General features: G+C 51.8%; 22 protein-coding genes. All 22 read right to left on the bottom strand.

Annotation, left to right across the window (positions count from 1 at the left end; all coding sequences use genetic code 11):
- Positions 1–32: 32 nt before the first annotated feature.
- The 22 genes from AOP6_RS00760 to rsxA all read right to left on the bottom strand — a co-directional run bounded on the left by AOP6_RS00760 (position 33) and on the right by rsxA (position 22,827).
- Complete coding sequence (locus AOP6_RS00760; RefSeq protein WP_213194686.1) at positions 33–1,427, bottom strand: UbiD family decarboxylase; 1,395 nt, start codon at positions 1,425–1,427, stop codon at positions 33–35.
- Positions 1,428–1,584: 157 nt separating this feature from the next.
- The gene (locus AOP6_RS00755; protein WP_155874739.1) at positions 1,585–3,045 is read right to left on the bottom strand and encodes an NADH-quinone oxidoreductase subunit N; all 1,461 of its coding nucleotides are present in this window, start codon (positions 3,043–3,045) and stop codon (positions 1,585–1,587) included.
- Between the two features lie 48 nt (positions 3,046–3,093).
- A complete protein-coding gene (locus tag AOP6_RS00750; RefSeq protein WP_155874738.1) occupies positions 3,094–4,650 on the bottom strand; it encodes an NADH-quinone oxidoreductase subunit M in 1,557 nt (518 codons plus the stop codon).
- A 46-nt stretch (positions 4,651–4,696) separates the two neighbouring features.
- Positions 4,697–6,679 carry an NADH-quinone oxidoreductase subunit L gene (nuoL, locus tag AOP6_RS00745; protein ID WP_155874737.1) on the bottom strand — a complete coding sequence of 661 codons (1,983 nt, stop codon included), beginning with the start codon at positions 6,677–6,679 and terminating at the stop codon, positions 4,697–4,699.
- Positions 6,680–6,722: 43 nt separating this feature from the next.
- Entirely contained in the window at positions 6,723–7,025 is a 303-nt protein-coding gene (gene nuoK / locus AOP6_RS00740; RefSeq protein ID WP_155874736.1) for an NADH-quinone oxidoreductase subunit NuoK, read from the bottom strand.
- A gap of 26 nt (positions 7,026–7,051) precedes the next feature.
- Positions 7,052–7,555 (bottom strand): NADH-quinone oxidoreductase subunit J, encoded by a 504-nt coding sequence (locus tag AOP6_RS00735; RefSeq protein WP_155874735.1) that lies wholly within the window; start codon positions 7,553–7,555, stop codon positions 7,052–7,054.
- 20 nt (positions 7,556–7,575) lie between these two features.
- Positions 7,576–7,971: an NADH-quinone oxidoreductase subunit NuoI gene (gene nuoI / locus AOP6_RS00730; RefSeq protein WP_155874734.1), complete on the bottom strand. Its 396-nt coding sequence runs from the start codon at positions 7,969–7,971 to the stop codon at positions 7,576–7,578.
- A gap of 27 nt (positions 7,972–7,998) precedes the next feature.
- Positions 7,999–9,036 (bottom strand): NADH-quinone oxidoreductase subunit NuoH, encoded by a 1,038-nt coding sequence (nuoH, locus tag AOP6_RS00725; protein ID WP_155874733.1) that lies wholly within the window; start codon positions 9,034–9,036, stop codon positions 7,999–8,001.
- Between the two features lie 61 nt (positions 9,037–9,097).
- The gene (locus tag AOP6_RS00720) at positions 9,098–10,060 is read right to left on the bottom strand and encodes a tetratricopeptide repeat protein (protein ID WP_155874732.1); all 963 of its coding nucleotides are present in this window, start codon (positions 10,058–10,060) and stop codon (positions 9,098–9,100) included.
- A 26-nt stretch (positions 10,061–10,086) separates the two neighbouring features.
- A complete protein-coding gene (gene nuoG / locus AOP6_RS00715; RefSeq protein ID WP_155874731.1) occupies positions 10,087–12,567 on the bottom strand; it encodes an NADH-quinone oxidoreductase subunit NuoG in 2,481 nt (826 codons plus the stop codon).
- 33 nt (positions 12,568–12,600) lie between these two features.
- Positions 12,601–14,382 carry an NADH-quinone oxidoreductase subunit NuoF gene (gene nuoF, locus AOP6_RS00710; RefSeq protein WP_155874730.1) on the bottom strand — a complete coding sequence of 594 codons (1,782 nt, stop codon included), beginning with the start codon at positions 14,380–14,382 and terminating at the stop codon, positions 12,601–12,603.
- 43 nt (positions 14,383–14,425) lie between these two features.
- Entirely contained in the window at positions 14,426–14,923 is a 498-nt protein-coding gene (gene nuoE, locus AOP6_RS00705; protein WP_155874729.1) for an NADH-quinone oxidoreductase subunit NuoE, read from the bottom strand.
- 28 nt (positions 14,924–14,951) lie between these two features.
- Complete coding sequence (nuoD, locus tag AOP6_RS00700) at positions 14,952–16,130, bottom strand: NADH dehydrogenase (quinone) subunit D (RefSeq protein ID WP_155874728.1); 1,179 nt, start codon at positions 16,128–16,130, stop codon at positions 14,952–14,954.
- Between the two features lie 46 nt (positions 16,131–16,176).
- Complete coding sequence (locus AOP6_RS00695) at positions 16,177–16,659, bottom strand: NADH-quinone oxidoreductase subunit C (RefSeq protein WP_155874727.1); 483 nt, start codon at positions 16,657–16,659, stop codon at positions 16,177–16,179.
- Between the two features lie 41 nt (positions 16,660–16,700).
- Positions 16,701–17,210, bottom strand: coding sequence for an NADH-quinone oxidoreductase subunit B (locus tag AOP6_RS00690; RefSeq protein ID WP_155874726.1), 510 nt, complete (start codon positions 17,208–17,210; stop codon positions 16,701–16,703).
- Positions 17,201–17,557 carry an NADH-quinone oxidoreductase subunit A gene (locus AOP6_RS00685; RefSeq protein WP_155874725.1) on the bottom strand — a complete coding sequence of 119 codons (357 nt, stop codon included), beginning with the start codon at positions 17,555–17,557 and terminating at the stop codon, positions 17,201–17,203. Before AOP6_RS00685 ends, AOP6_RS00690 begins: the two co-directional genes overlap by 10 nt.
- Positions 17,558–17,814: 257 nt before the next feature.
- A complete protein-coding gene (locus AOP6_RS00680; protein ID WP_155874724.1) occupies positions 17,815–18,408 on the bottom strand; it encodes an electron transport complex subunit E in 594 nt (197 codons plus the stop codon).
- Positions 18,405–19,013 carry an RnfABCDGE type electron transport complex subunit G gene (locus AOP6_RS00675; protein WP_155874723.1) on the bottom strand — a complete coding sequence of 203 codons (609 nt, stop codon included), beginning with the start codon at positions 19,011–19,013 and terminating at the stop codon, positions 18,405–18,407. Before AOP6_RS00675 ends, AOP6_RS00680 begins: the two co-directional genes overlap by 4 nt.
- 15 nt (positions 19,014–19,028) lie before the next feature.
- Positions 19,029–20,018 (bottom strand): RnfABCDGE type electron transport complex subunit D, encoded by a 990-nt coding sequence (locus tag AOP6_RS00670; protein WP_155874722.1) that lies wholly within the window; start codon positions 20,016–20,018, stop codon positions 19,029–19,031.
- A 1-nt stretch (position 20,019) separates the two neighbouring features.
- Entirely contained in the window at positions 20,020–21,336 is a 1,317-nt protein-coding gene (rsxC, locus tag AOP6_RS00665; RefSeq protein WP_155874721.1) for an electron transport complex subunit RsxC, read from the bottom strand.
- Positions 21,337–21,373: 37 nt separating this feature from the next.
- Positions 21,374–22,219, bottom strand: coding sequence for an RnfABCDGE type electron transport complex subunit B (locus AOP6_RS00660; RefSeq protein WP_155874720.1), 846 nt, complete (start codon positions 22,217–22,219; stop codon positions 21,374–21,376).
- Between the two features lie 26 nt (positions 22,220–22,245).
- On the bottom strand, positions 22,246–22,827 hold the full coding sequence (rsxA, locus tag AOP6_RS00655) for an electron transport complex subunit RsxA (RefSeq protein WP_155874719.1): 582 nt from the start codon (positions 22,825–22,827) through the stop codon (positions 22,246–22,248).
- Between the last annotated feature and the right edge of the window lie 299 nt (positions 22,828–23,126).

The raw sequence follows: 23,126 nt of genomic DNA, 5'->3' as shown, positions 1-23,126 counted from the left end.
TGCCTGCGATCTTCCAGCTAGGCAGCCAGTTACTACAGGCCGTATTCAGCCCAGCGGTTTGCCAGCAACTGCTGGATATGGGGACTTTCCACAATTGGCAGACGTCCCGGCGTAAAACTGTCTTCACCAGAGACTTTGCTGGTGGCATCAATGCCAACCTGCTCACCCTTTACCATCAAATCACTCGCAGGTGTCATTCTGTTTAAGACATGCCACAGCAATCCGTTGCTTTCCGTTAGATTCGTCCCTTCATCAAACACAGCCAGCAACCTGGCTCGCGGCAACCAGGGCCCATCCCACAATTGCCTGATCACGTCTTTTCCCTGCCCCGGACCATCTTTTTTTACAGACACAAAAGTACACTGATGAAATATCCCTTCAACCGGCTGATGGATTTCCAAAACCCTGGGATGATCCAATTGCAACAGAGGAAGAAAAAGGCGTTCGGAAAACTGCGCCATGTAACTGTTCTCCATCGGGGGCGGACCGACCACGGTACAGACATATACCGGATCTTTACGACAAGTCAGGGTCTGCACCTTAAAAAGGGCGGCTGGCTTGGGAGGATCGTAAAATCCTGTGTGGTTTCCAAAGGGCCCCTCCTCTACAGTTTCATCCTTCTCCACATACCCCTCCAGGACATAATCTGCTCCTGCAGGTACGGCAAGCCCATGCGTGAGTGTCTTGGCCATGGAGACCGGCTTACCCAATAGGAAGGAGGCAAAGGTAGCTTCATCCACTCCGGCGGGGACAGGAGCGCCGGATGCATACAGCAGGGCAGGAGGTCCACCGATTACGACGGCTACCGGAGTTTTATCCCCTCGATTTCGATTTTTTTGATGATGCCTGGCGCCGTCTGAAAAAGGCCCCCAGTGGATGGCGAGTTGATTGCCTCCCAAAAGTTGGACTCGATACATTCCAAAATTTTGCACGCCTGAGTCAGGGTCTTGGGTTACGACCATCGGAAGGGTTAAATAACGGCCACCGTCCTTGGGCCAGGTTCGTAATGCAGGCAAATAGGCGCCTACGTCAGGTTCCGTCTCCACTATACGTTGCTGACAAGGTGAGTTCTGTTGGAATTGTGGCTGGTATTCTTTGCGCTCCAGCAAAGAGGCTAGTTTCTGAAGGCTGGTGGAGCCAGGACATCCCTTCATGGCAGACAAAAGACGATTTCCAAAGATATCGGCGTCAGTATTCCCTAGAGCCAAACGCATGCGCCGACTTGATCCAAACAGGTTCGTGCATACAGGGGTAGGATAACCAACTACCCTATTAAAAAGCAAACCCGGTCCGCCGCCGGGACGCTTGCAGACGCGATCGGTGATAGCCGGGACCTCCTGGTCCCAATTGACTTCCACATGGACCTTATGCAACTGTCCCTCTTTTTCCAGAACTTGTAGAAATGAGTGAATATCTTCTACAGCCATATGCCCCCCCCCGAACAACGTGATCATTCTCTCGGTTTTTCCAGGTTCCCTATATTACCTAAATTTAGAATAAAGGTGTCTGTAGTTAACCAACCAGGAGGCTCAAAAAAAAACCCCGACCGAGGCCGGGGTTTGGAGAAAACTTGAGGATGGCGTCTTAGAAGGTTGCCAGTTTAGCCAATTCCATCACAGACCCAGGCAAAATTCCAAGGTAGAGAACACCCACGATTGCGATGATAATCGATACAGCCGCGCCAGCGTGGATCTTGACCCAGCTGAAATCCTCTTCAGGGTTCTTGAAGTACATATAAACAATCACCCGGAGGTAATAATAAAGAGAAACAGCGGAATTCAGTACACCAAGGACAGCCAGCCAGACATACCCAGCCTTGACGGCGCCGGCAAAGATAAAGAATTTACCAGAGAACCCTGCGGTGGGGGGAATGCCCATCAGAGAGATCAAGAAGATGGTCATGGCTACACCCAGCATGGGACGCTTGAAACCGAAGCCTGCAAAACCTTGAAGGGTAAGGTTTTCTTCGCCTGTTTTGCCAGCGAGAACCAGCACGGCGAAGGCGCCAATATTCATGAAGGTATAGGCCAGCATGTAAAAAAGGATGCCGGAGATGCCAATTTCATTGGCCGCCACCAGACCAACCAGAGCGTAGCCGGCGTGGGCAATGGAGGAATAGGCCAGCATGCGTTTGAGGTTGGTTTGATAGATGGCAATAAAGTTGCCGACTATCATGGTCAGCACGGCCAGAACCCACAGTAAGGCAGTCCAATCGGTCTCCATCCCTTCCATTCCGATGGTGAGCACCCGAATAAAAGCGGCAAAGGCTGCTGCTTTAGGGCCGGCACTCATGAAGGCGGTAATGGGAGTAGGGGCACCCTGATAGACATCAGGGGTCCACATATGGAAAGGAGCGGCGGCCACTTTGAAAAGAAAACCGATGCTGATGAGAAGCATGCCGGCAATGGCCATTGGGCTGGTCAGGGCCTGCGGATTCGCGGCAAAATAATCAGCAATCGCTTGTATTTTGGTAGTCCCGGTCACACCGTAGGTAAGGGCTATGCCGTAGAGCAGAAAGCCCGTGGAAAACGCCCCCAGAAGGAAGTATTTAAGGCCGGCTTCGTTGGATTGAAGCTGGCCACGGAACAAACCAGCAAGGGCGTAAAGGGAGATGGACAGGACCTCAAGACCAAGAAACACGGTCAACAGGTCGTTTCCGGAGGCCATCCACATGGCACCGGCCGTGGTAAACAGTATCAGGGGATAATATTCGCCAATGGGATACCCTTCACGCTTGAGATAATCATCCGACATCAGGATGGTCAATCCAGCCGCAATCAGGAAGGTGATATTAAAAAAGGTGGCATAATTATCCAGGATAACGCTGTCATAGAAACCAGTCTGGGGATTGTTCCAGGCTGCCAGAGAATAAAAACCCGTAACAATGATACCAAGAACCGATATCCAGGCGACGTGCGTTGTTTGACCCCGGCGGGAAAAAACGCTTATAAGCAGGGTTGCCATACCAAAACAGGTCAAGACCAGTGATGGCATGATAGCCCCGATATTTACGGACTGAATGGCTTGTTGCACCAGATTTTCCATGGAAATGCTCCTTCGGAAGCGTTTTTATACGGAAGTATGCTATTAGACTTATTTTTCCTCGCCGTAATACTGTGGTGAAACTTGCTCCACAATAGCGACCTGCTGCTTCCCATTAACCTGCTCAATGAACTGTTCGATGGCGGGATTCATCTTATCCAGGAAGGTATTGGGATATACCCCGATCCAGAAAACGAAGAGCAGAAGCGGAAGCATAATGACAACTTCACGCAGGGAAAGATCCTTAAGCTTGGCGTTTTCAGGATTCTTGACCTCGCCGAACATGACCCTCTGGAACATCCAGAGCATATAGACCGCAGCAAAAATAACACCCGTTGTGGCGAATACTCCGTACCACCTCAATTCACTTTCGAAGGCTCCCATGAGGATCAGGAATTCACCGACAAATCCATTTGTGCCAGGTAGCCCTACGGAAGAGAAAGTTACGATCATGAATATAGTGGCAAAGACCGGCATGACCTTGGCGATGCCGCCGAATTCCGCAATGGCCCGCGTATGACGGCGTTCATAAATAAAGCCGACGATAAGGAACAGCGCCCCTGTGGAGATACCATGATTGATCATCTGCAGCATACCGCCAGCCACACCCTGCATGTTCAGGGCGAAGATGCCGAGCATGACAAAACCAAGGTGAGATACCGAGGAATAGGCGACCAGTTTTTTAACATCATCCTGCATCATCGCCACCAAGGCCCCGTAAATGATACCGATGACAGCCAGGAGGGACAAAAAGGGGATAAACTGGTGTGTTGCTTCGGGGAAAAGCGGCATGGCGAAACGCACATACCCGTAAGTTCCCATTTTGAGCAGGATGGCGGCCAGGATAACCGAGCCTGCGGTGGGTGCTTCGGTGTGCGCATCAGGCAACCAGGTGTGAACAGGAAACATAGGGACCTTAATGGCAAAGCTGAAAGCAAATGCCAGAAAGAGCCACTTTTGAAGCCCAGGATCAAGGGACAACTTGTAGAAGTCTGCAATGGCAAAGCCGTTATCTGCAAGGCCTGCGGTGGTGGCCTGATAGTAAACAAAGATAATGGCTACCAGCATGAGCAGTGAACCGACCGCCGTAAAGATAAAGAACTTTACAGCAGCATAGATGCGGTTTTTGCCTCCCCAGATACCGATCATGAAATACATCGGGATGAGCATCAGTTCCCAGAAGATGTAGAAAAGGAAAAGGTCCAGGGAAATGAAAGCTCCAAGCATGGCTGTCTCGAGAAGCAGCATGACAGCCATATACCCTTTGGTATTCTTTTCGACAGCCCGCCAGGTGGAGAGAATTGCGATTGGCATGATGAAGGTGGTGAGGAGAACCAGCCAAAGGCTAATCCCGTCAACACCGACGTTGTAGTTCATTTGAAAGTAATCACCAATGCTGATCCACCGCGCAAACTCGGTGTAGTGCATGGCTGCCGAGGTCTTGAAAACGTCGTCAAAAGCAAGCGGCAAGCTGATGAAAAAGGTGATCAGAGTCACCACCAGCGTAAAACCTTTGAGCAGGCCGCCGTTTTCCTTAGGAATGAACAGCAGAGCCAGCATCCCAACGAGTGGGAAGAAGGTCATCAGGCTGAGAAGATGTTCGGTCATTGGAATTCGCTCCTTATTTCACTTCTATCGCAGATCTAAGCGCCACTTACTTGAAGACGTAATAGCCAACAATGATGACGACACCGACAACCATGCTCAAAGCATAATTGTGAACAAAGCCGGTCTGGGTGAGGCGCAACCCTCTGGAGCAAAGGTTGACAAGGCGACCTAGTCCGTTAACGATCCCGTCGACAACGACTACGTCAAAACCTTTCCAGAAAAAGGTGCCGGCCTTTTTGGTCGGGTTGACAAAAAGAGCGTCATAAAGTTCATCAACATACCATTTGTTGAATACTGCGCGGTGCAGGCCCTGAAAGGCAGCCACAAACTTCCCGGGGAGTTCGGGTTTAGCCAGATAGAGGAACCATGCGCCTATGATACCAACCAGAGCAATGCCAACGGATATTCCCATCAAGCCATATTCAAGCGCATGCGATCCGTGGGCTGAAATATGGTGAGCCTCCTGGGTAGCAGCAAAAACAGGGGCCAGAAAGTGTTCAATTTTATTGGGGAAGTGGCCGAACAATTCACCGATGACCGCCGGAACACCGACGAAACCCCCAATAACAGCAAGCACGCCAAGGACCATCAGAGGAATAGTGATCACCAGGGGAGACTCATGGATGTGGTCTTTGGCCTTGACATGAGTTCGTTGTTTGCCGTGAAAAGTCATGAACACCAGGCGGAACATATAAAACGCCGTCATACCGGCAGCGAAGGCGCCAACCAACCAGAGCAACCAGTGACCGCGGGTCGATCCGAAAGCCCACCAGAGAATTTCGTCTTTTGAAAAGAAGCCGGAAAAACCTGGAATACCTGCAATGGCAATAGTGGACACGAGGAAGGTTAAATAGGTGATGGGCATTTTTTTGGCAAGGCCGCCCATGTTACGCATATCCTGAGGATCATCATGAACATGAGCATGATGATAAGCATGATGCATGGCGTGAATGACCGAGCCGGACCCAAGAAAGAGACATGCCTTGAAAAAGGCGTGCGTCATCAGGTGAAAAACCCCGGCCGTGAAGGCGCCAACCCCCATAGCAAGGAACATGTACCCGAGCTGAGAAACCGTGGAGTAAGCAAGAACGCGCTTGATGTCGTTCTGTGCGAGGCCGATGCTGGCAGCAAAAATAGCCGTTGCCGCTCCGACAATCGCGATGACCATCATGGTATCAGGTGCCATGGCGAACAGGCCGTTCATGCGCCCGATCATGTAGACGCCGGCAGTAACCATGGTTGCGGCATGAATCAGTGCGGAAACCGGTGTGGGGCCTTCCATAGCGTCAGGCAACCAGGTATATAGGGGAATCTGCGCTGATTTTCCGGTGGCTCCCAGGAAAAAGCAGAGCGTAACGAGAGTGACTACAACGCTACCGGTGCCCAAAAGATGGCCATGCTTGGCAATTTCTACGAAGTTGACCGTCCATACACCATGGTCGTTACCAAGCGTCCAGAACAGTACAAAAAGGGCCACAAGAAAGCCGAAGTCGCCAATGCGGTTAACGACAAAGGCTTTTTTGGCAGCGTCGCCAGCGCTTTTCTTCTGGTAATAATAGCCGATCAGCAGGTAGGAACAGAGTCCAACACCTTCCCAACCGATAAACATAACCAGAGCGTTATTGCCAAGGACAAGCATCAGCATGGAGAACGCGAAGAGGTTCAAGTAAGAAAAATACCTGAAGTAACCGTCTTCTCCATGCATGTAGCCGATTGAGTATAAATGGATCAGTGACCCCACCCCGGTGACGACCATGATCATGAGGGCGGACAGGGGGTCGAGGAGAAAACCCCAATCCACCTGCAGATTGCCGACGGACATCCAGGAGGCGATCACATTCTCATGAACCTTAACGGGATCCTTGAGAAGCTGAAAGAAATAACTGGTTGAGACCACGAAAGACGAAGCAATGGCCAGGGTTCCGATGCCCCCGATCACCTTCTCATTCTTGATCTTCGAGCCGAAAAGTCCGTTGATAATGGACCCCAGCAAGGGAAAGAATGGTATAAGCCACAGTTTGTCGTACATCTATCTCTCCTCTAAGCGGATTAACCCATAGTACAGGGAGCAATTACCATTTAAGAAGGTTGAAGTCTTCCACCTCAATGGACTCTTTGTTGCGGAAAAAGGCAATCATAAGGGCGAGCCCTATGGCAGCCTCTGAAGCGGCCACGGCCATGACAAAGAAAACAAAGACCTGGCCATCCATATTTCCAAGGTGATGGGAAAGCGCGATAAATGAAAGATTGACACCATTGAGCATCAGTTCAATGCACATGAAAACAACGATGGCATTTTTCCTGGTCAGCACCCCAAAGGTACCGAGTGAAAACAGGATCGCACTTATAGTAAGGTAATGGTGAACGGTTATCATGATCTATCTCCTGTCCTTTTTGGTGACTAAACTTCTTTTTTGGCCAGCACCAACGCACCTACAATGGCAACGAGGAGCAGGATCGATGCAATTTCAAAAGGGAGAAGAAACTCGGTAAAAAGACTCAGGCCCAACAGTTCAGTGTGGCCGACCTTATTCACCAATTCATTGGTTATCTCGCCAGTCTGGGCGGCGACATTGCTGTTTTTGAGAAAAACAGCCGCCTGAATGAAAAGAAGCAAGGCAACCAAACCAGACCAGGCGAGACTATGTGAGGTCTTTTTCATCGTGGCAGTGCCAAGGTTGAGCAGCATAATGACAAAGATGATCAGCACGATGATAGCGCCGGCATAGACCATGATCTGAATGGCTGCCATGAAGGGGGCATTTAGCATGATGTAAAACGTTGCGAGGCATATGAAGGTCATAACCAGAGAAAGAGCACTGTTGATAGGGCTCTTGCAGGTAACCACCATCACCCCGGAAAGGACCGCAACAAAGGCGACCAGAGAGAAAAAGAAAAGTTCCATGGTTTCAGCTCCTATACCAGTTACTTGAGAAGTCGCTCTTTGGTGTAAGTGAAATTTTCCCGCTTGTAGTTGGCCAGCTCATATTCACCAGTCATCTCCAGCGCCTCCACTGGGCAGGCTTCCACGCAGTAGCCACAGAAGATACAGCGCAACAGATCGATCTGGTAAACTTTGGGGTATTTTTCACCCTTCTCGTTTTCAGCCGATTCAACGGTAATGCACTTAGCCGGGCAAACCGTTGGGCAGAGATAACAGGCGACACACTTTTCGCGCTCGTGAGCCGGAACCAGTCGATGCAAACCGCGGAAACGGTCCGAAGTGGGCAGTCTTTCCTTCGGATATTGAACCGTAGTTGAATTTCCCGGCAGCATATGCTTGAAGGTGATGCTCAGACCTTTTATAAACTCTTTGAACATGGGCCTATCCTCGTGTCAGGTTTTAAATTACTGCATCATGAGAACGACGATGCCGGTAACAACGACGTTTGCCAGCGCCAGAGGGATGAACACCTTCCAGCCGATGAACATCAATTGGTCATAACGCACCCTCGGCATGGTTGCTCGCAGCCAGATGAAGAAGAACATGAAAGCAAAAACCTTGAGCAGCAGGTTGATCGGCCCCGGGAAGGGTCCGGCCCAGCCACCGAGAAACAGGGTAGCTGCAATAGCCGAGATCACCACCATGTTGGCGTACTCTGCCATGAAAAACAGAGCGTATTTCATGGAGGAGTATTCGGTACAGAAACCGGAAACCAGCTCTGTTTCTGCCTCAGGCAGGTCAAATGGCGTCCTGTTTATTTCAGCCAGTGAACCGACAACGAAGAGACCGAAGGCCAGAGGCTGGGACAGAATGTACCAATTCGGCAGGAAGGAAAAGAGTGGGTGCGAACCAGCCTGAGCTTCGACGATTCCTCGCAGACTCAAAGTCTCAGCCAGCATGAAGACGGCGACAATTGACAGTCCAGCCGCCAATTCGTAGGAGACCATCTGAGCTGAGGAGCGGATGCCGCCAAGCAGAGAGTATTTGCTGTTGGATGCCCACCCCGCCAGGACAATACCGTAAACACCCAGTCCGGCCATAGCCAGGACGTACAGTATGCCGACATTAAGATCGGTAATCTGTAGGGGAACCAGGTAGCCAAAAACTTCAATATCCGGGCCGAACGGCACGACCGCCACGGTAATGAAGGCAGGTACCAGGATCATCATCGGCGCGAGAATGAAGGCAACCTTGGATGCCTCCGCCGGGACAATATCTTCTTTGAAGAAAAGTTTGAGGCCGTCTGCAATCGGCTGCAGCAAACCATGCCAACCAGTCTGCATGGGGCCCAGTCTGGTCTGCATATGACCAATCACCTTGCGCTCAACCCAGGTTGCATAGGCAACAATAAGAATAAGCACCACGAACACTGCTAGAATCTTGACCATCATCGCGGCAAGAAACAGCGGGACATTGTTTGAGAGGCTCAACACTTCAGGCATAATGACAATCCTCTTCCTTGATCGTTTAAGACGTGCTCTTTATAACAAAAAAACGGCTAACTTAAAAACCAGGCTTATGGGGCGTGGTCATCTCTCCAATATGCTGCTTCAAGTACTTGGCTTCACGATGCTGAGGGTTAAATTGCAATGCTTTTTCAATCACGACCCTGGCAGCATCTATCATATCTAGCTGTAAATTGCATTCAGCCAGCCGAACATAGGTATCAACATCTTTGACATTAAGTTGAACTGCTTGATTATAGGCGCTTATGGCTAAATCAAAATGTCCAGTTTTTCGAAAAACTTCGCCCAACATGTAATGGGCTGGGGCAAAACGATCATTTGCTTCAGCTGTTTTTTGGAACTGTTCTACAGCCTCGTCAAGGCGTCCTGCCCGGTAAAAAGCCATACCCAGGTCAAATCGAGCGGCAGTGTAGGAAGGACTGATCTTCACTACTGTTTCAAACTGCTGGATAGCCTGATCGGCATCCCCCTTCTGGGAGTAAACGATTCCCAGTATATAAAGGGCTCGCGTGTATTTAGGATTTATCTTAATCGCTTCGGTTAAAGCCTTTTCAGCTCTCTCAAGATCTGAATTCCTGAGATAAGACAAGCCGAGTCGATAATGGGTTTCAGCACTCCCGGGGTTGAGATTCAGCGCATCCAGGTAGCTTTGAATGCTGGCATCAAGGTCGCCCAACCCGTATTGGGCCATGCCTAGTTTGAAATGAACCCTGAAACTTTTTTCACTATCTTTCAGAGCTTCATGAAAGGCCGCGACGGCATCCTGCAAATCGCCCCGATCATATAAAGCCAGCCCTTTGTAATAGAATCCTTTAGCAAAATGTGGGTTACGACTTATCGCGTTATCCCAAAGCCGTAAAGCCTCGTCAATCATTCCTCGGTGATAAAGTTCGAGTGCTTTCTCGTGCAGAAATTCAACATTTTGTTCCAAATTGATCCCGCACTGTTCACAGTACCTCGCCTTAGCTGAAACGCTGGCTTTACACTGTGGGCACTCCATATCTCCTCCAAGAAGCGTTGGACCCTTTATTTGCTTAACTCCACGGCAACAGCAGATGCCCCTTTGTAAATACGATTGATTTCAGCCGAGGCAAAGTGGTACGGCGCAAAGACCACACCCTGAGGAAGACGCCGATCAACTTTGGCTTTCAACTTGATCTGTCCGCCTTCTGCTTTAACAGTCACCACATCACCATCTGTAACCTGAAGTTTTTTGGCGTCCTCTTGCCCGAATTCAATATAGGGCTCGGCCACAACCGAGAGAGATCCTTTAGCGCGGGTCGACATTGTCCCGCTATGGTAGAGGGAGCTCCCCGTCACCAGGAGGAAGTCACCTTGGGGCGCCTCAGGGCCATCAACGGCGACAACACGCTTCTTCTTAAGAGCCAGATCATCTCCACCCCAAACCACACCCTGAGGTCCGACAGCATCGAGTTGAATGCCGGCGTATTCGGCGACATTGGCCGCAATATCGGCAAACACTGCCGCAGGGGCAGTATAGGAGATGTTGCGCCCAAAGCGTGCCGAAAGAAGCTCAAATATCTCAAAATCCGTTTTGGCATCACCGGGGCTGGAAACACCCTTGCGAACACGCTGGATACGCCTCTCCGCATTGGTAAAGGTCCCATCCTTTTCAGCGAAGGAGGACGCGGGCAGAACCACATCGGCCTGCTGAGCTGTCGGTGACAGGAAGATATCCTGCACGACGAGAAAGGACAAACCTTTCAGAGCGGCTTCTACCTTATCGCGATCGGGGTAGGAGGTAAGCAGGTCTTCTCCCACGACATAGAGTGCAGAGAGATTGCCATTTCTGGCAGCCTCAAGCATGTCCTTGGCTCCCATGGCTCCTGCCTCCGGGAGTATGGCGAGATCAATAGCGCCCTGGCTGTTCGATTTTTCTCCGCACAGGTAGAGCCCAGAACCTTCCCGACCCGCATTTCCGGTGAGGATGGACAAGTTGGCCGCAGCAATGGCCAGTTCTTTACTGTGGGCGGCGTAGGGCAGGCCGTAAGCCAGCAGAATAGCGCTTTTCTTTGCGCCGGCCAGAGCACGGGCCGCAGCCTTAATGGCGTCGACACTCACTCCAGTGCGCTCTGCCACATCAGCAGGAGCGTATTTGGCGAGGGCCGCTTTAAGCTCCTCAACACCCTCAACACCATCGGTAACTGCCAACCCCTCGCTCAGAAGAACCTGAGCCATGGAGTTAAGAATCTGAATTTCAGTGCCCGGCTTGCCGAGAAGCGTTTTAGCATGAGGCAATTTGGAAAACTTGCCTTTTTTATCAGAAACGATAAAGAGCTGTGCATCGTGTCGTTTGACCGCCTGGTTTACCACCATCCCGAAAACCGGGTGTGTCTCATAAAAATCAGAGCGGATTGCCAGAATGGCATCGCAGGATTCCACCTGTGGGAAAGTCCCCGTGGAAGCCTTAACACCAAGGGTCTCCATCAGGCCTTCTGTCAGCCCTTTGTAGCACTCACCGCCGGAATGATCCAGATTGCCGGTTCCCAGCGTCTTTGCCAGGTTTTTCAGAAGGAAAAGCTCCTCATTGGTCATTCGGGCACCAGAGAGGATACCAAGACCTTTTTCATTGCCGGCCTTGTTAAAACCTTTCACAACGGCCTCAATAGCCTCATTCCATTCAGCTTCGACGAGCTGACCGTCTTTACGAATCAGCGGTTTACGGAGCCGATCGTCATGGTGAATGTAGCCGTAGCCAAAACGTCCACGGATACAAAGATTCCCGTCGTTGACTCCCGTCTTGTCGTTAAAGCGGATGGTCTCAACCTTGTCGTTTAAAACGCCAAGGGTAACGGTACAACCGTTTCCACAGTAGCCACAAACGGTATCGACCTCGCTGAGCTGCCAGGGTCTGGCCTTGAATTTGAATGGACGGGGCAAAATCGCACCGACAGGACACATGGAAACACACTGACCGCAGAATTCGCAATTGAGACCGCGATCAAAGGCTGTTGCAATCTTTGTTTCAAAGCCGCGATTGATAAAGGAATAGGAACCGTAGCCGACAATTTCATCGCAAACGCGAACGCATTTTCCACACAGCACGCAGCGGTTCATGTTGCGTTCAATAAGAGGATTGACTTCGTCGGTAGGCAGATTGAACTTCTCCCCTTCAAAACGATTTTTAACAACTTCGTATTGAAAGGTGAGGTCCTGCAGATCACATTCCCCAGCCTTGTCACAGACAGGACACTCCACAACATGATTGACCAGCAGAAATTCAAGAACTGTCTTGCGCACCTTGGTGATATCAGGAGAAGTTGTCTTTACAACCATTCCCTCCGTCACGGGTGTGGTGCAGGAGGGGATCAGGCGACCCTTCATCTGCTCGACCTCAACAAGGCAAATCCTGCAGGCCCCATAAGGAAGGAGTTTTTTAGCATAGCAGAGAACCGGGATGTCTATCCCGGCCTCTTTAGCGGCTTCATAGATTGTAGCCGACTTCTTTACAGTAATCTGCTTGCCGTCAATAGTAAGATTTACCATCTTAACCTCGTATCAAATCAGCTAGGGACCTGGCTATTCAATGGCCATAAAGGGGCAGGCATCATAACAGGAGGTGCACTTCGTGCATTTCTCCTTATCGATGACCGCAAGCTGCTTCTTTTCCCAAATGATGGCATCGACAGGGCAGACCTTGTAACACATGCCGCACATTTTGCAGGCCTCTTTGATGACTTCAAATTTAAGAAGCGGCTTACAGGAATGGGAAGGACAGTATTTATCTTTGATATGGGCCTCGTACTCATCCCGGAAATACCGGATAGTCGACAGAACCGGGTTGGGGGCTGTCTGCCCAAGGCCACACAATGAGCTTTTCTTGATATCAACGGCCATATCTTCCAGCATCTCAATATCGCCCTCTTGGCCCTCACCGGAGGTGATGCGCTCAAGAATTTCCAACATGATTTTGAGACCGATACGACAAGGTATGCATTTGCCGCAGGATTCAACCCGGGTAAAGTTGAGGAAGAAACGAGCAATGTCCACCATGCAGGTCGTTTCGTCCATGACGACGAGACCACCAGAACCCATCATGGCGCCGGCTTTTATCAGAGAGTCGTAGTCTACCTGGGCATCCAGCGCGACTGGAGGCAAACAACCGCCGGAAGGTCCACCGGCCTGCACGGCTTTGAACTTGCGGTTTTTCAGAATCCCGCCGCAGACGTCGAAAATAACTTCGCGCATGGTCGTGCCAGCGGGAACCTCAACCAGACCGGTGTGCTTAACCTTTCCGGTGAGGGCAAAGATCTTGGTTCCCTTGGTCCCTTCCGTCCCGATGCTCGAGTACCAATCCGCACCGTTGTAAAAAATATAGGAAACGTTGGCGAAGGTTTCGACGTTATTAATATTGGTCGGCTTACCCCAAAGGCCGCGAACAGCCGGGAAGGGTGGCCGAGGGCGGGACATGCCACGTTGCCCTTCGATGGAGGCCATCAGAGCTGTTTCCTCGCCGCAAACAAAGGCGCCGGCACCAGCCTTGATTCTCATGTCGAAATCAAAACCGAGCCCCATGCAGTTTTTGCCTAGAATGCCCTTTTCATAACAGGTATCGATGGCTTTTTGGAGACGTTTGATGGCAAGAGGATACTCAGCGCGGCAATAAACGTAACCAAAGGTGCATCCGATAGCATAGGCGCCGATCATCATCCCTTCGATCAGGCCATAAGGGTCGCCTTCGAGAATGGACCGGTCCATAAATGCACCAGGGTCCCCTTCGTCGGCATTGCAAATCAGATACTTCTCGTTACCAGGCGAAGCAGCACAAAAAGACCACTTCACGCCCGTGGGGAAGCCGCCGCCACCGCGTCCTCTCAATCCGGAGCGCTTGACCTCGTCAATCACCTCGGCAGGCGCCATCTTCACGGCCTTCTTGATGCCCTCAAAGCCGCGATGAGCAATAAAGTCGTCCATACTTTCCGCATTGACCGTACCACAACGGGAAAAGACGACTCGATGCTGCTTTTCGAGGAATTTTTCGTAATAGGGACCGGCTTTCTTTTTTTCAACAGGCTGGTTACCTATGACATGTTCTTCGACGATCTGCGGCACCATCTCAGGAGTCACAAAGTCATAGGTGACCCCCTCATGCCCAGGCATGACAATGTCAACCAGAACGTCGTTGGCACAGAGGCCTCGACAACCGGTACCGATAACTTCACAACGCTTGCCAACTTTGGCTTCAACGCCCTTCTTGGCAAATTCTTCTTCAAAAGCCTCGGCTACCGCCTGGGCTCCTGAGGCCAGCCCTCCGGTGCCTTGGCAGATAAGGACTTTTATGTTCTCAGCATTCGCGGCCATATGGATTCATCCCCGCTTTAGGATTGGGTTTGTTGAAGAAATCTCAGTCCATTGCCTTGTACTTGGCAATAACCTCGTCCATCTTTTGAACCGTCATACTGCCGTAGGTGCCATCATTGACCATAATGACAGGCGCCATACCACAGGCCCCAATACAGGCAACATATTCAGCAGTGAACTTGAGGTCTTCCGTGGTCTCGGCATGACCTATCCCCAGACGCTCCTTGAGGGTATCGGCGATGCGGCCAGCGCCTTTTACATGGCAGGCGGTACCCATGCAAACCCTGACGATGTATCTGCCTCTAGGTTCCAAGTGGAACTGGGCATAAAAAGTCAGAACACCGTAGATCTGACTTGTATACACGTTAAGACGTTCCGCGATAAGATGAACACAAGGCTCCGGAATATACCCATAGGCCTCTTGCACATCCTGCAGAACAGGCATCAGCGCCCCATGCATGTCCATATATTTATCGATGACCTCATTGGCTGCGGCCAGATCGATCTCTTCTTCCTGAACAGTTTCCGCGGCATTGCTCATAACTTAAACCCCTTTGTCCAGCAATCAATTAGCGGTCGATCTCGCCAAGCACGATATCAAGCGTGCCGATAATGGCGACGACATCAGGAATCATGCGGCCCACGACCATCTGCGGTAACGCCTGCAGATTGATGAAGGAAGGAGAACGAATCTTCATTCGATAAGGATGAGCCGATCCATCTGAAACCAAATAGAAGCCAAGTTCCCCCTTCGGGTTTTCACAGCCCTGATAAACTTCGCCAATCTCCGGCTTGAATCCTTCAGATATGAGCTTGAACTGATGGATAAGCGCTTCGATGGTGTTGACAACATCCTGCTTGGGCGGCAGGCAGACTTTCGGCAAGTCAGCGATAACAGGGCCGGGCTTGAGCTTGGCAATGGCCTGCTTGACCAACTTGCAGGCCTCTCTCATTTCAAGAAGACGAACCTGATAACGACCCCAGGTGTCACAATCATTGCTGGTGAAGACCTTGAAATCGTAATCTTCGTAATCACAATAGGGGTCGTCGCGCCGCAGGTCCCAGTCTACTCCGGATGCCCGCAGTGCAGGCCCGCTCAGGCCAACGTCGATGGCGTCCTCAGCCGAGATGACCCCGACTCCCTTGATGCGTTTCTGCCAGATCTTATTGCCGGTGATAAGCCCTTCATAGGTATCGATGTGTCCCGGCATTGCATCAATGAATTGACTTATTTCATTGACGATGCCATCCGGCAGGTCCGCGGACAGGCCGCCCACGCGGAAATAATTTGTCGTCATACGAGCGCCGGAAATCTTCTCGTAGATATCCATGATGTGCTCACGCTCGCGGAAGCAGTAGAGGAAGACCGTCATGGCGCCGATATCCAAAGCATGCGTCGCCAGCCAGACCAGGTGACTCTTGATACGGGTCAACTCGGCCAGCAGGACACGGACAACCTTGGCTCGCTCAGGAATCTCATCGGTGATGCCGAGGAGCTTTTCCACCGCAAGGACATAGGCGAGGTTGTTGCTCATCGGAGCCAGGTAGTCAAGGCGGTCAGTCAGAGGAATGGTCTGATGATAAGTGCGGTACTCGGAGAGTTTTTCTACCCCCCGGTGCAGAAAGCCGATATGCGGTGTTGCTTTTCTTACCACCTCCCCGTCCAGCTCGAGGATCAACTGCAGTACACCGTGGGTCGAGGGGTGCTGGGGTCCCATATTCACGGTCATTGTTTCGGTCATTGCCATCACGTGCCTCATCTATAGGAAATAAGTGAATATTCTCACAGATCGATCAGGAAATCCGTCCTTGGTAGGGACGACGGTCGGGCCCCTGCACAGGGTAATCCTTGCGCAGCGGGTGCCCTTCCCAATCCTCCGCCATGAGAATGCGGCGCAGATCCGGGTGGTTATTGAAGGAGATCCCCATCAGATCCCAACATTCCCTTTCATGCCAGTTGGCCGTCGACCAGACTCCGGTCACCGTATCAACCGTGGCATCGCTCTCCTCCACAGGAACCTTAAGACGCAAGCGCTCTTTGGTGCCAATATTATAAAGATGATAAACCACCATGAAGCGAGGAGTCTTTCCAAGATAGTCGACACCGCAAAGATCCGTCAGAAAGTTGTATCCGACTTCCTTTTTCAGAAAGGAGCAAATGGCGACGATATCTTCCTTCTTTACCGTCACAGTCGTCTCACCCCTGAACTCCGCGACATCCAGAACTGAACTGGCGAACTTGGCTTTCAATTTGCCAACGGCGGCATTTTCACTCATATCTTTATCCCTAAATTAATGATCCAGTTGCACGGCTCAGCCTATGCCTCAAGAACCCTGTCACCCACTCCAATAGCGGCACCAAAGGAATTCTGTTCCTTCATGATCTTCTCCTGCAGTTTCTGCAGACCAAACATCAAGCCCTCAGGACGGGGCGGGCACCCAGGAATATACACATCGACCGGAAGAGCTTCATCGATGCCCTGCACAACGCTATAGGTATCAAAAACTCCACCGGAGCAGGCACATGCGCCCATGGCAATAACATATTTGGGCTCAGGCATCTGCTCGTAGACGACCTGAATTACCGGCAACATCTTCTTCGTCACCGTTCCGGCAATAATAATAAGGTCCGACTGACGGGGGGATGCACGAAACAAAATACCCATCCGGTCAAGGTCAAAACGGGCAGCACCGGCAGCCATCATCTCAATCGCACAACAGGCAAGACCAAAAGTCATTGGCCACAGAGACTTGGCCCTGGACCAGTTGACCACCTTATCCAGCGTTGTGGTTATGACATTATTCCCAAGAGTCTGCTCTACTCCCATTCCAGTGCTCCTTTTTTCCAGTCATAAACAAACCCGATAACGAGGACAAAAAGAAAGACCCCCATAACTGCGGCACCATACCAACCGAGCTGCTTGAACACAACGGCCCAAGGGTACATAAATACCACCTCAATATCAAAAACGATAAAGGCCACAGCAACCAGATAAAACTTGATCGAAAAGCGCTCGTGCGCTGTCCCGATCAAGGGCATACCACATTCATAGGGGGCCAGCTTGACGGCACTCGGCTTTTTCTGGCCGATCAGCCAGGAGAACAGGACCGACCCCAACGCAAAAGCCAGCGCAACAGCGATGAGGACAAGTATCGGAAGATAAATGTCTAACATGAAACGGCTCCTCCCAACGGTGTTTTATAGCATATAATCCAAGAAAAACCCCGGCACACTGCCGGGCTTGGCCGACTGCAAGTTAGGATAATTGGAATCCTTTGTCAAGGAAAAAATACAGTATACTGTATGCAATTATCTCTATCATTTCGGCGTATTAACAACTAGTTAAGTCAATTATTCTCCTTGCATGCCCTGTCCGCTTCCCCCACTGGCACGGTATGGAATACCTGTCGCCAGCCTAGAGGCTTCACGGTCTATGACCTTCTGGATTCAAAGCGGTTCATCAGGGCCAGGAGAAAACCAAGGGCAATGAAAGCACCGGGAGGCAGGATCATAAGGAGGAAAGGCTTGTAGGTCGCCCCAAACAAACTGTAGCCCAGCAAAGCCCCAGAGCCTAGAATTTCACGCACCCCCCCAAGAATGAACAAGGACAGGGTGAAGCCCAGCCCCATACCTATTCCGTCCATGACAGATACGGGCAAAGGGTTTTTGGACGCAAAAGCTTCCGCACGACCGAGGATCAGGCAGTTAACCACAATGAGCGGAATAAAAAGGCCCAGCGCTTTATACAGATCGTATAAATAGGCCTCCATACACAGCTGCACAACAGTGACAAACGAAGCGACCACGACAATAAAGGCAGGAATGCGCACTTTGGAGGGGATAAGACGGCGCATGAGAGAAACGACAATATTGGAACACACAAGGACAAAGGTGGTAGCCAGCCCCATGCCTAAACCATTTTCGGCACTGGTTGTCACGGCCAAAGCTGGACACATGCCAAGAACAAGCTTAAATACAGGATTCTCTCTCCAGATCCCTTTGGAAAATTCTGTCATGAGCCTCATCTCGACCCCTCCCCGGATGCCAGTACCTCTATCCGGTTGGAAGAAAAAAACTCCAGCCCCTTTTTGACGGCGCCCACAATGGCTCTGGGGGAAATGGTGGCACCAGTGATCTGGTCGAACTGTCCACCATCTTTTTTCACGCGCCAATCCGCATTTTCAAGACTTTTTCCGCTGAACTGCTTTTTAAACCAGGGCAATTCAATGGCATCACCAAGACCGGGAGTTTCTGCATGAGACAAAATCTCTACGCCATGAACTCGCCCATCGGGCATAACCCCAACCATAATGACAATGTTCCCGCTGTAGCCGTCAGGCGCTACGACCTTAAAGGCGACACCAGTCACCTGCCCCTCTTTTCTTCCACGATAAAAGGTGTGAACTACATCGCGCCCCTTTTTATCCTTGCCGGCCACGAGATCCACAGTGTCTTCATCAGGAGAATTGTCGATTTCAGCAGGCAAGACGGCCCGAATAGCCTTGAGGGTTTCCTGACGTCGGGTTTCAGCGATAGGCGCCCTGGTCACAGCTTCCACCAGGGAGAGAATCAGAGCCGCACCAGCGGCAATAAGTGTCAATACAAGGGCCAGACGTCCGATTTCTTTCATGACAACACTCTCCCCTCAGCGCCGCGCCGAGGCCAGCCCATACTTTTGGGGTCGGGTCAGACGATCAATCAAAGGGGTGGCGGCGTTCATAAGCAAAATGGCAAAGGAAACCCCTTCTGGGTAACCTCCGAAAAGTCTTATGAGCACGGTGATGACACCACAGCCTATCCCGAAAACGATGAGGCCCTTAGGGGTTATTGGCCCCGTCACCATGTCCGTTGCCATGTAGAGGGCTCCGAGAATCAGGCCGCCGGTAAGCAAATGGAAAAGGGGACTGGGATAGCGACTGGAGTCGACAAGCCAGAAAATGCCGGAAAAAATCACGGTAGAGCCGATAAAGGATGCGGGGACGTGCCAGGTAATAATGCGCCGCCACAACAGATATATGCCGCCAAGAAGCAGCGCCAGGGCAGAGATTTCACCCAAAGAGCCGGCCATGTTCCCGAGGAAATAATCCGAAAAACCCTGCTTGGCCGCAAGGGGCAGTTCACCGGTAAGCATCACGGCGGTTTTCATTTCCCCCAGCGGTGTAGCGGCGGTCACAACGTCAACATTTGAGCCCAGCGGCGAAGGGCTTGTCCAAGCTGTCATCTGCACGGGGAAGGATATCAGCAAAACAACACGTGCCACCAGGGCCGGATTGAAAGGATTGTATCCGAGCCCGCCATAGACCTGCTTGCCGACCACAATGGCGATGACGGCACCAAGGACAGCCAGCCACCAAGGACTCGAGGGTGGCAAATTGAGGGCGAGGAGAATGCCGGTCAGAGCTGCACTGCCGTCGGCAATAGTTACAGGCCTATGCATCATCTTCTGACAGACAGCTTCGGCAACCACACAGCCGACAACGCAAAGAAGCAAAATCAGCAGCGCCTGGTGACCGAAAAAATAGATCGCTACTCCACAGGCAGGCAAAAGGCTGTAGATAACGGCCCGCATGATCTTCTCAGTGGTTTCCCCTGCATGGATATGGGGAGAAGATGAGAGGTACAGCTGTTTTTCCACGTCAAAGCTTCCTTCGTTTGGCCAGAATGGCACCTTTGGCATAGCGGATGGCCTGCACCAGGGGAATCCGTGCCGGGCACGAATAGGCACAGCAACCACATTCGATACAGTCCATGGCACCCAGTCCTTCAGCCTCATCCATAAGATCTATCCTGGCGTAAGACGAAATTGAAGTGGGCAAAATACGGGAGGGACAGACATGAACGCAGCGCCCACAGCGGATACATGGACCTTCCTGCTGAGACGCGACAAGACGCTCACTAAAGAGAAGAACACCAGATGTTCCCCTGGTTGCCGGCACATCCAGAGACAGTTGGGCAGCTCCCATCATCGGCCCCCCCATGATAACTTTCCCGACCTCTCCCTTGCTGCCACCAGCAAAGGCCACCATATGCGCCAGGGAGGTTCCTATGCGAACACGGAGATTCTTGGGTTCGGCTACAGCATCCCCAGTAACCGTGGCGATTCTTTCGATCAGCGGACGACCCAAACGGACCGCATCCGAAATGGCCGCACAGGTTCCCACATTCTGCACGACGACCCCGATATCCATAGGCAGGCCCCCGGAAGGAACTTCTTTCCCAACCAGCGAAACAATCAGCTGCTTTTCAGCCCCCTGTGGATACATCACGGGTAGCCCCACCACTTCGATGCCATGCGGACGGCAGGCCTCGGCCATCGCCACGACGGCATCAGGCTTATTCACCTCTATGCCAACGATGACGCGTTCGGCTCCGAGGGCCTTCTGGACGATCCGAATACCGTCAACAATTTTGTCTGTCTCCTCGAGCATCAAACGATGATCGGCTGTCAGGTAAGGCTCGCACTCGACACCATTGATGATCAGGGTGTTGATTGGTTTTTCCTCGGGAGGACTGAGCTTGACGTGCGTGGGAAAAGTAGCTCCCCCCATGCCGACGATACCGGCCGAACGGATTCGGTCAACAATCTCACTACGGGAAAGTGCGTCGGGATCGGCGGCAGAGAGGCCCGGCGCCCAAGCATCCTCACCATCAGGACGGATGACCACGGCTGGAAGAAAGCTTCCAAAAGGATGAAGCCTGGGTTCCACCGCCACCACTTCACCGGAGGTGGAGGCGTGGACGGGAACGGAAACAAATCCATGCGCCTCGCCCACGACCTGACCCCTGAGAACGCGGTCCCCCGGCGCCACACAACTCTTGGCTGGGGCCCCGATGTGCTGCGACAGAGGGATCACCAACTCTTCGGGCAGCGGGCAGACCTCAATGGGCTTATGGGCGGACCATTCTTTATTATCGGAGGGATGAACCCCTCCCGAAAAGACTGTCAACTTCATCCACCGATCGCTTTCTCTTACCTGGAAACCAGGGCCACTACAGGTCGCCTGCCGTGGGTTGCGGGGAAGATGGCACACATTGGCTCCCCGGCGGATATGCCTGGGAAAAATCCAAGATGCACTTGGTCGGACATTTGGTCACGGCCAGCGCCGCATCTTCATGGTGAGCATACTCAACCCGAGCCAGGTTGTTTTCGATAACATAGGCTTCAGGCGCTGTTTTTTTGCAGATTTGACAGCTGATGCAGCCAATCTGGCAATATTTCCGCACGAGGACCCCTTTGTCCTGACTGTTGCACAGCACATGGACCGTGGCGAGTCTTGGAGTCATGCGGATAACGGAGCGGGGGCAGACGGATACGCATTTCCGGCAGCCCGTGCATCTCTCCCGATCGATAACGGCGAGCCCTCTAGCTGTAATCTCTATCGCCTCGAAGGGACAGGCGCGGACGCAGGATCCCAGCCCAAGGCAGCCACCCGGACAGGTTTTGGGCCCTTCGGCAATCTTTTGGGCAGCCTGACAATCCTCCAGGCCGAGATAGTGATATTTCACGCGGGCCGACTCGTTGTCTCCCTGGCAAAGAACGACCGCTGTCTCGGGGTCTGCCGCTACGGCCTCTACTCCCATAATGCGGGAAATATCGCGAACCGTAGCAGCCCCGCCGGCAGGACACAGGGTCGGGGCGGCCTCGCCAGACACAACGGCCTTAGCATAGGCACCGCAACCGGGATATCCGCAAGCGCCGCAGTTGGCTCCAGATAAAACCTCCAGGATGGCGGCTTCTCTGGGATCTACTTCGACGGCAAACTTTTTGGCGGCAGCACCCAAGGCCACAGCTGCCAAAAATCCGATCCCGCCCAGGCTGATTACAGCTTCCAACATCCGAAAAAACTTCCCCGTTCCGTGGTTTAGCCTTTGACCAGCCCGGCAAAACCCATAAATGCCAATGACAATAATCCGGCCGTCACCAGAGCGATGGCTGTTCCCTTAAAACTTGGTGGTACAGGACACATATCTACCCGCTCCCGCAAACCGGCAAAAAGGACCATGGCCAGCGTAAAACCCAGCGCCGCGCCTATGGCAAAAATGACGCTTTCGAGGAAGGAGTACTCCTTCTGGATATTCAGCACCGCCAGGCCAAGCACCGCACAATTGGTGGTTATAAGGGGGAGAAAAATGCCGAGGGACTGGTAAAGTACGGGACTGGCTTTCTGTATGACCATCTCGACCAATTGAACGAGAGAGGCAATGACCAGGATAAAAGCGATGGTCTGTAAATATTCGAGACCAAAAGGATTGAGAATGAAGTATTGAATAAACCAGGTGACCACCGCGGCGATGGTCATGACGAAAGTGACCGCCATCCCCATCCCGAGGGCCGTTTCGACTTTTTTGGAGACTCCAAGGAAAGGACAGATGCCAAGAAATCGTGCAAGAACAAAGTTATTGACGAAAATGGCACCGACCAGAATCAGTAAAAGCTCGGCCATGCATACTCCCTGCGCGGCTGCGGACACAGCCCAAAATATACCGATTGGTCTGAGCGGTTTTTATAAGATAAGACCATAACATTGTCAACTTGTTATGCGCCCGACCAGCCAGATTAAAAATCGAAAGCGACCACCCCAGCTCTTTATAAATAACTTCTCTACAACCCCAGGCCTCTCGCAACCGGCCGACAACTTCCCGTTATTTTTCAACTTCTTGACATGTTCTGCCCCCTGTGTTAAGCAGTCATCTACTTAAACTTGATCTGCGCATACGGTCATATCAATTCTTTTTCACGACG

It is taken from the genome of Desulfuromonas sp. AOP6, from assembly GCF_009731355.2.
In the GTDB taxonomy this organism is placed as follows: Bacteria; Desulfobacterota; Desulfuromonadia; order Desulfuromonadales; family SZUA-540; genus SZUA-540.
The sequence above is the reverse complement of the archived record's forward strand: the minus strand, read 5'-3'. Positions and strand labels throughout refer to the sequence as shown.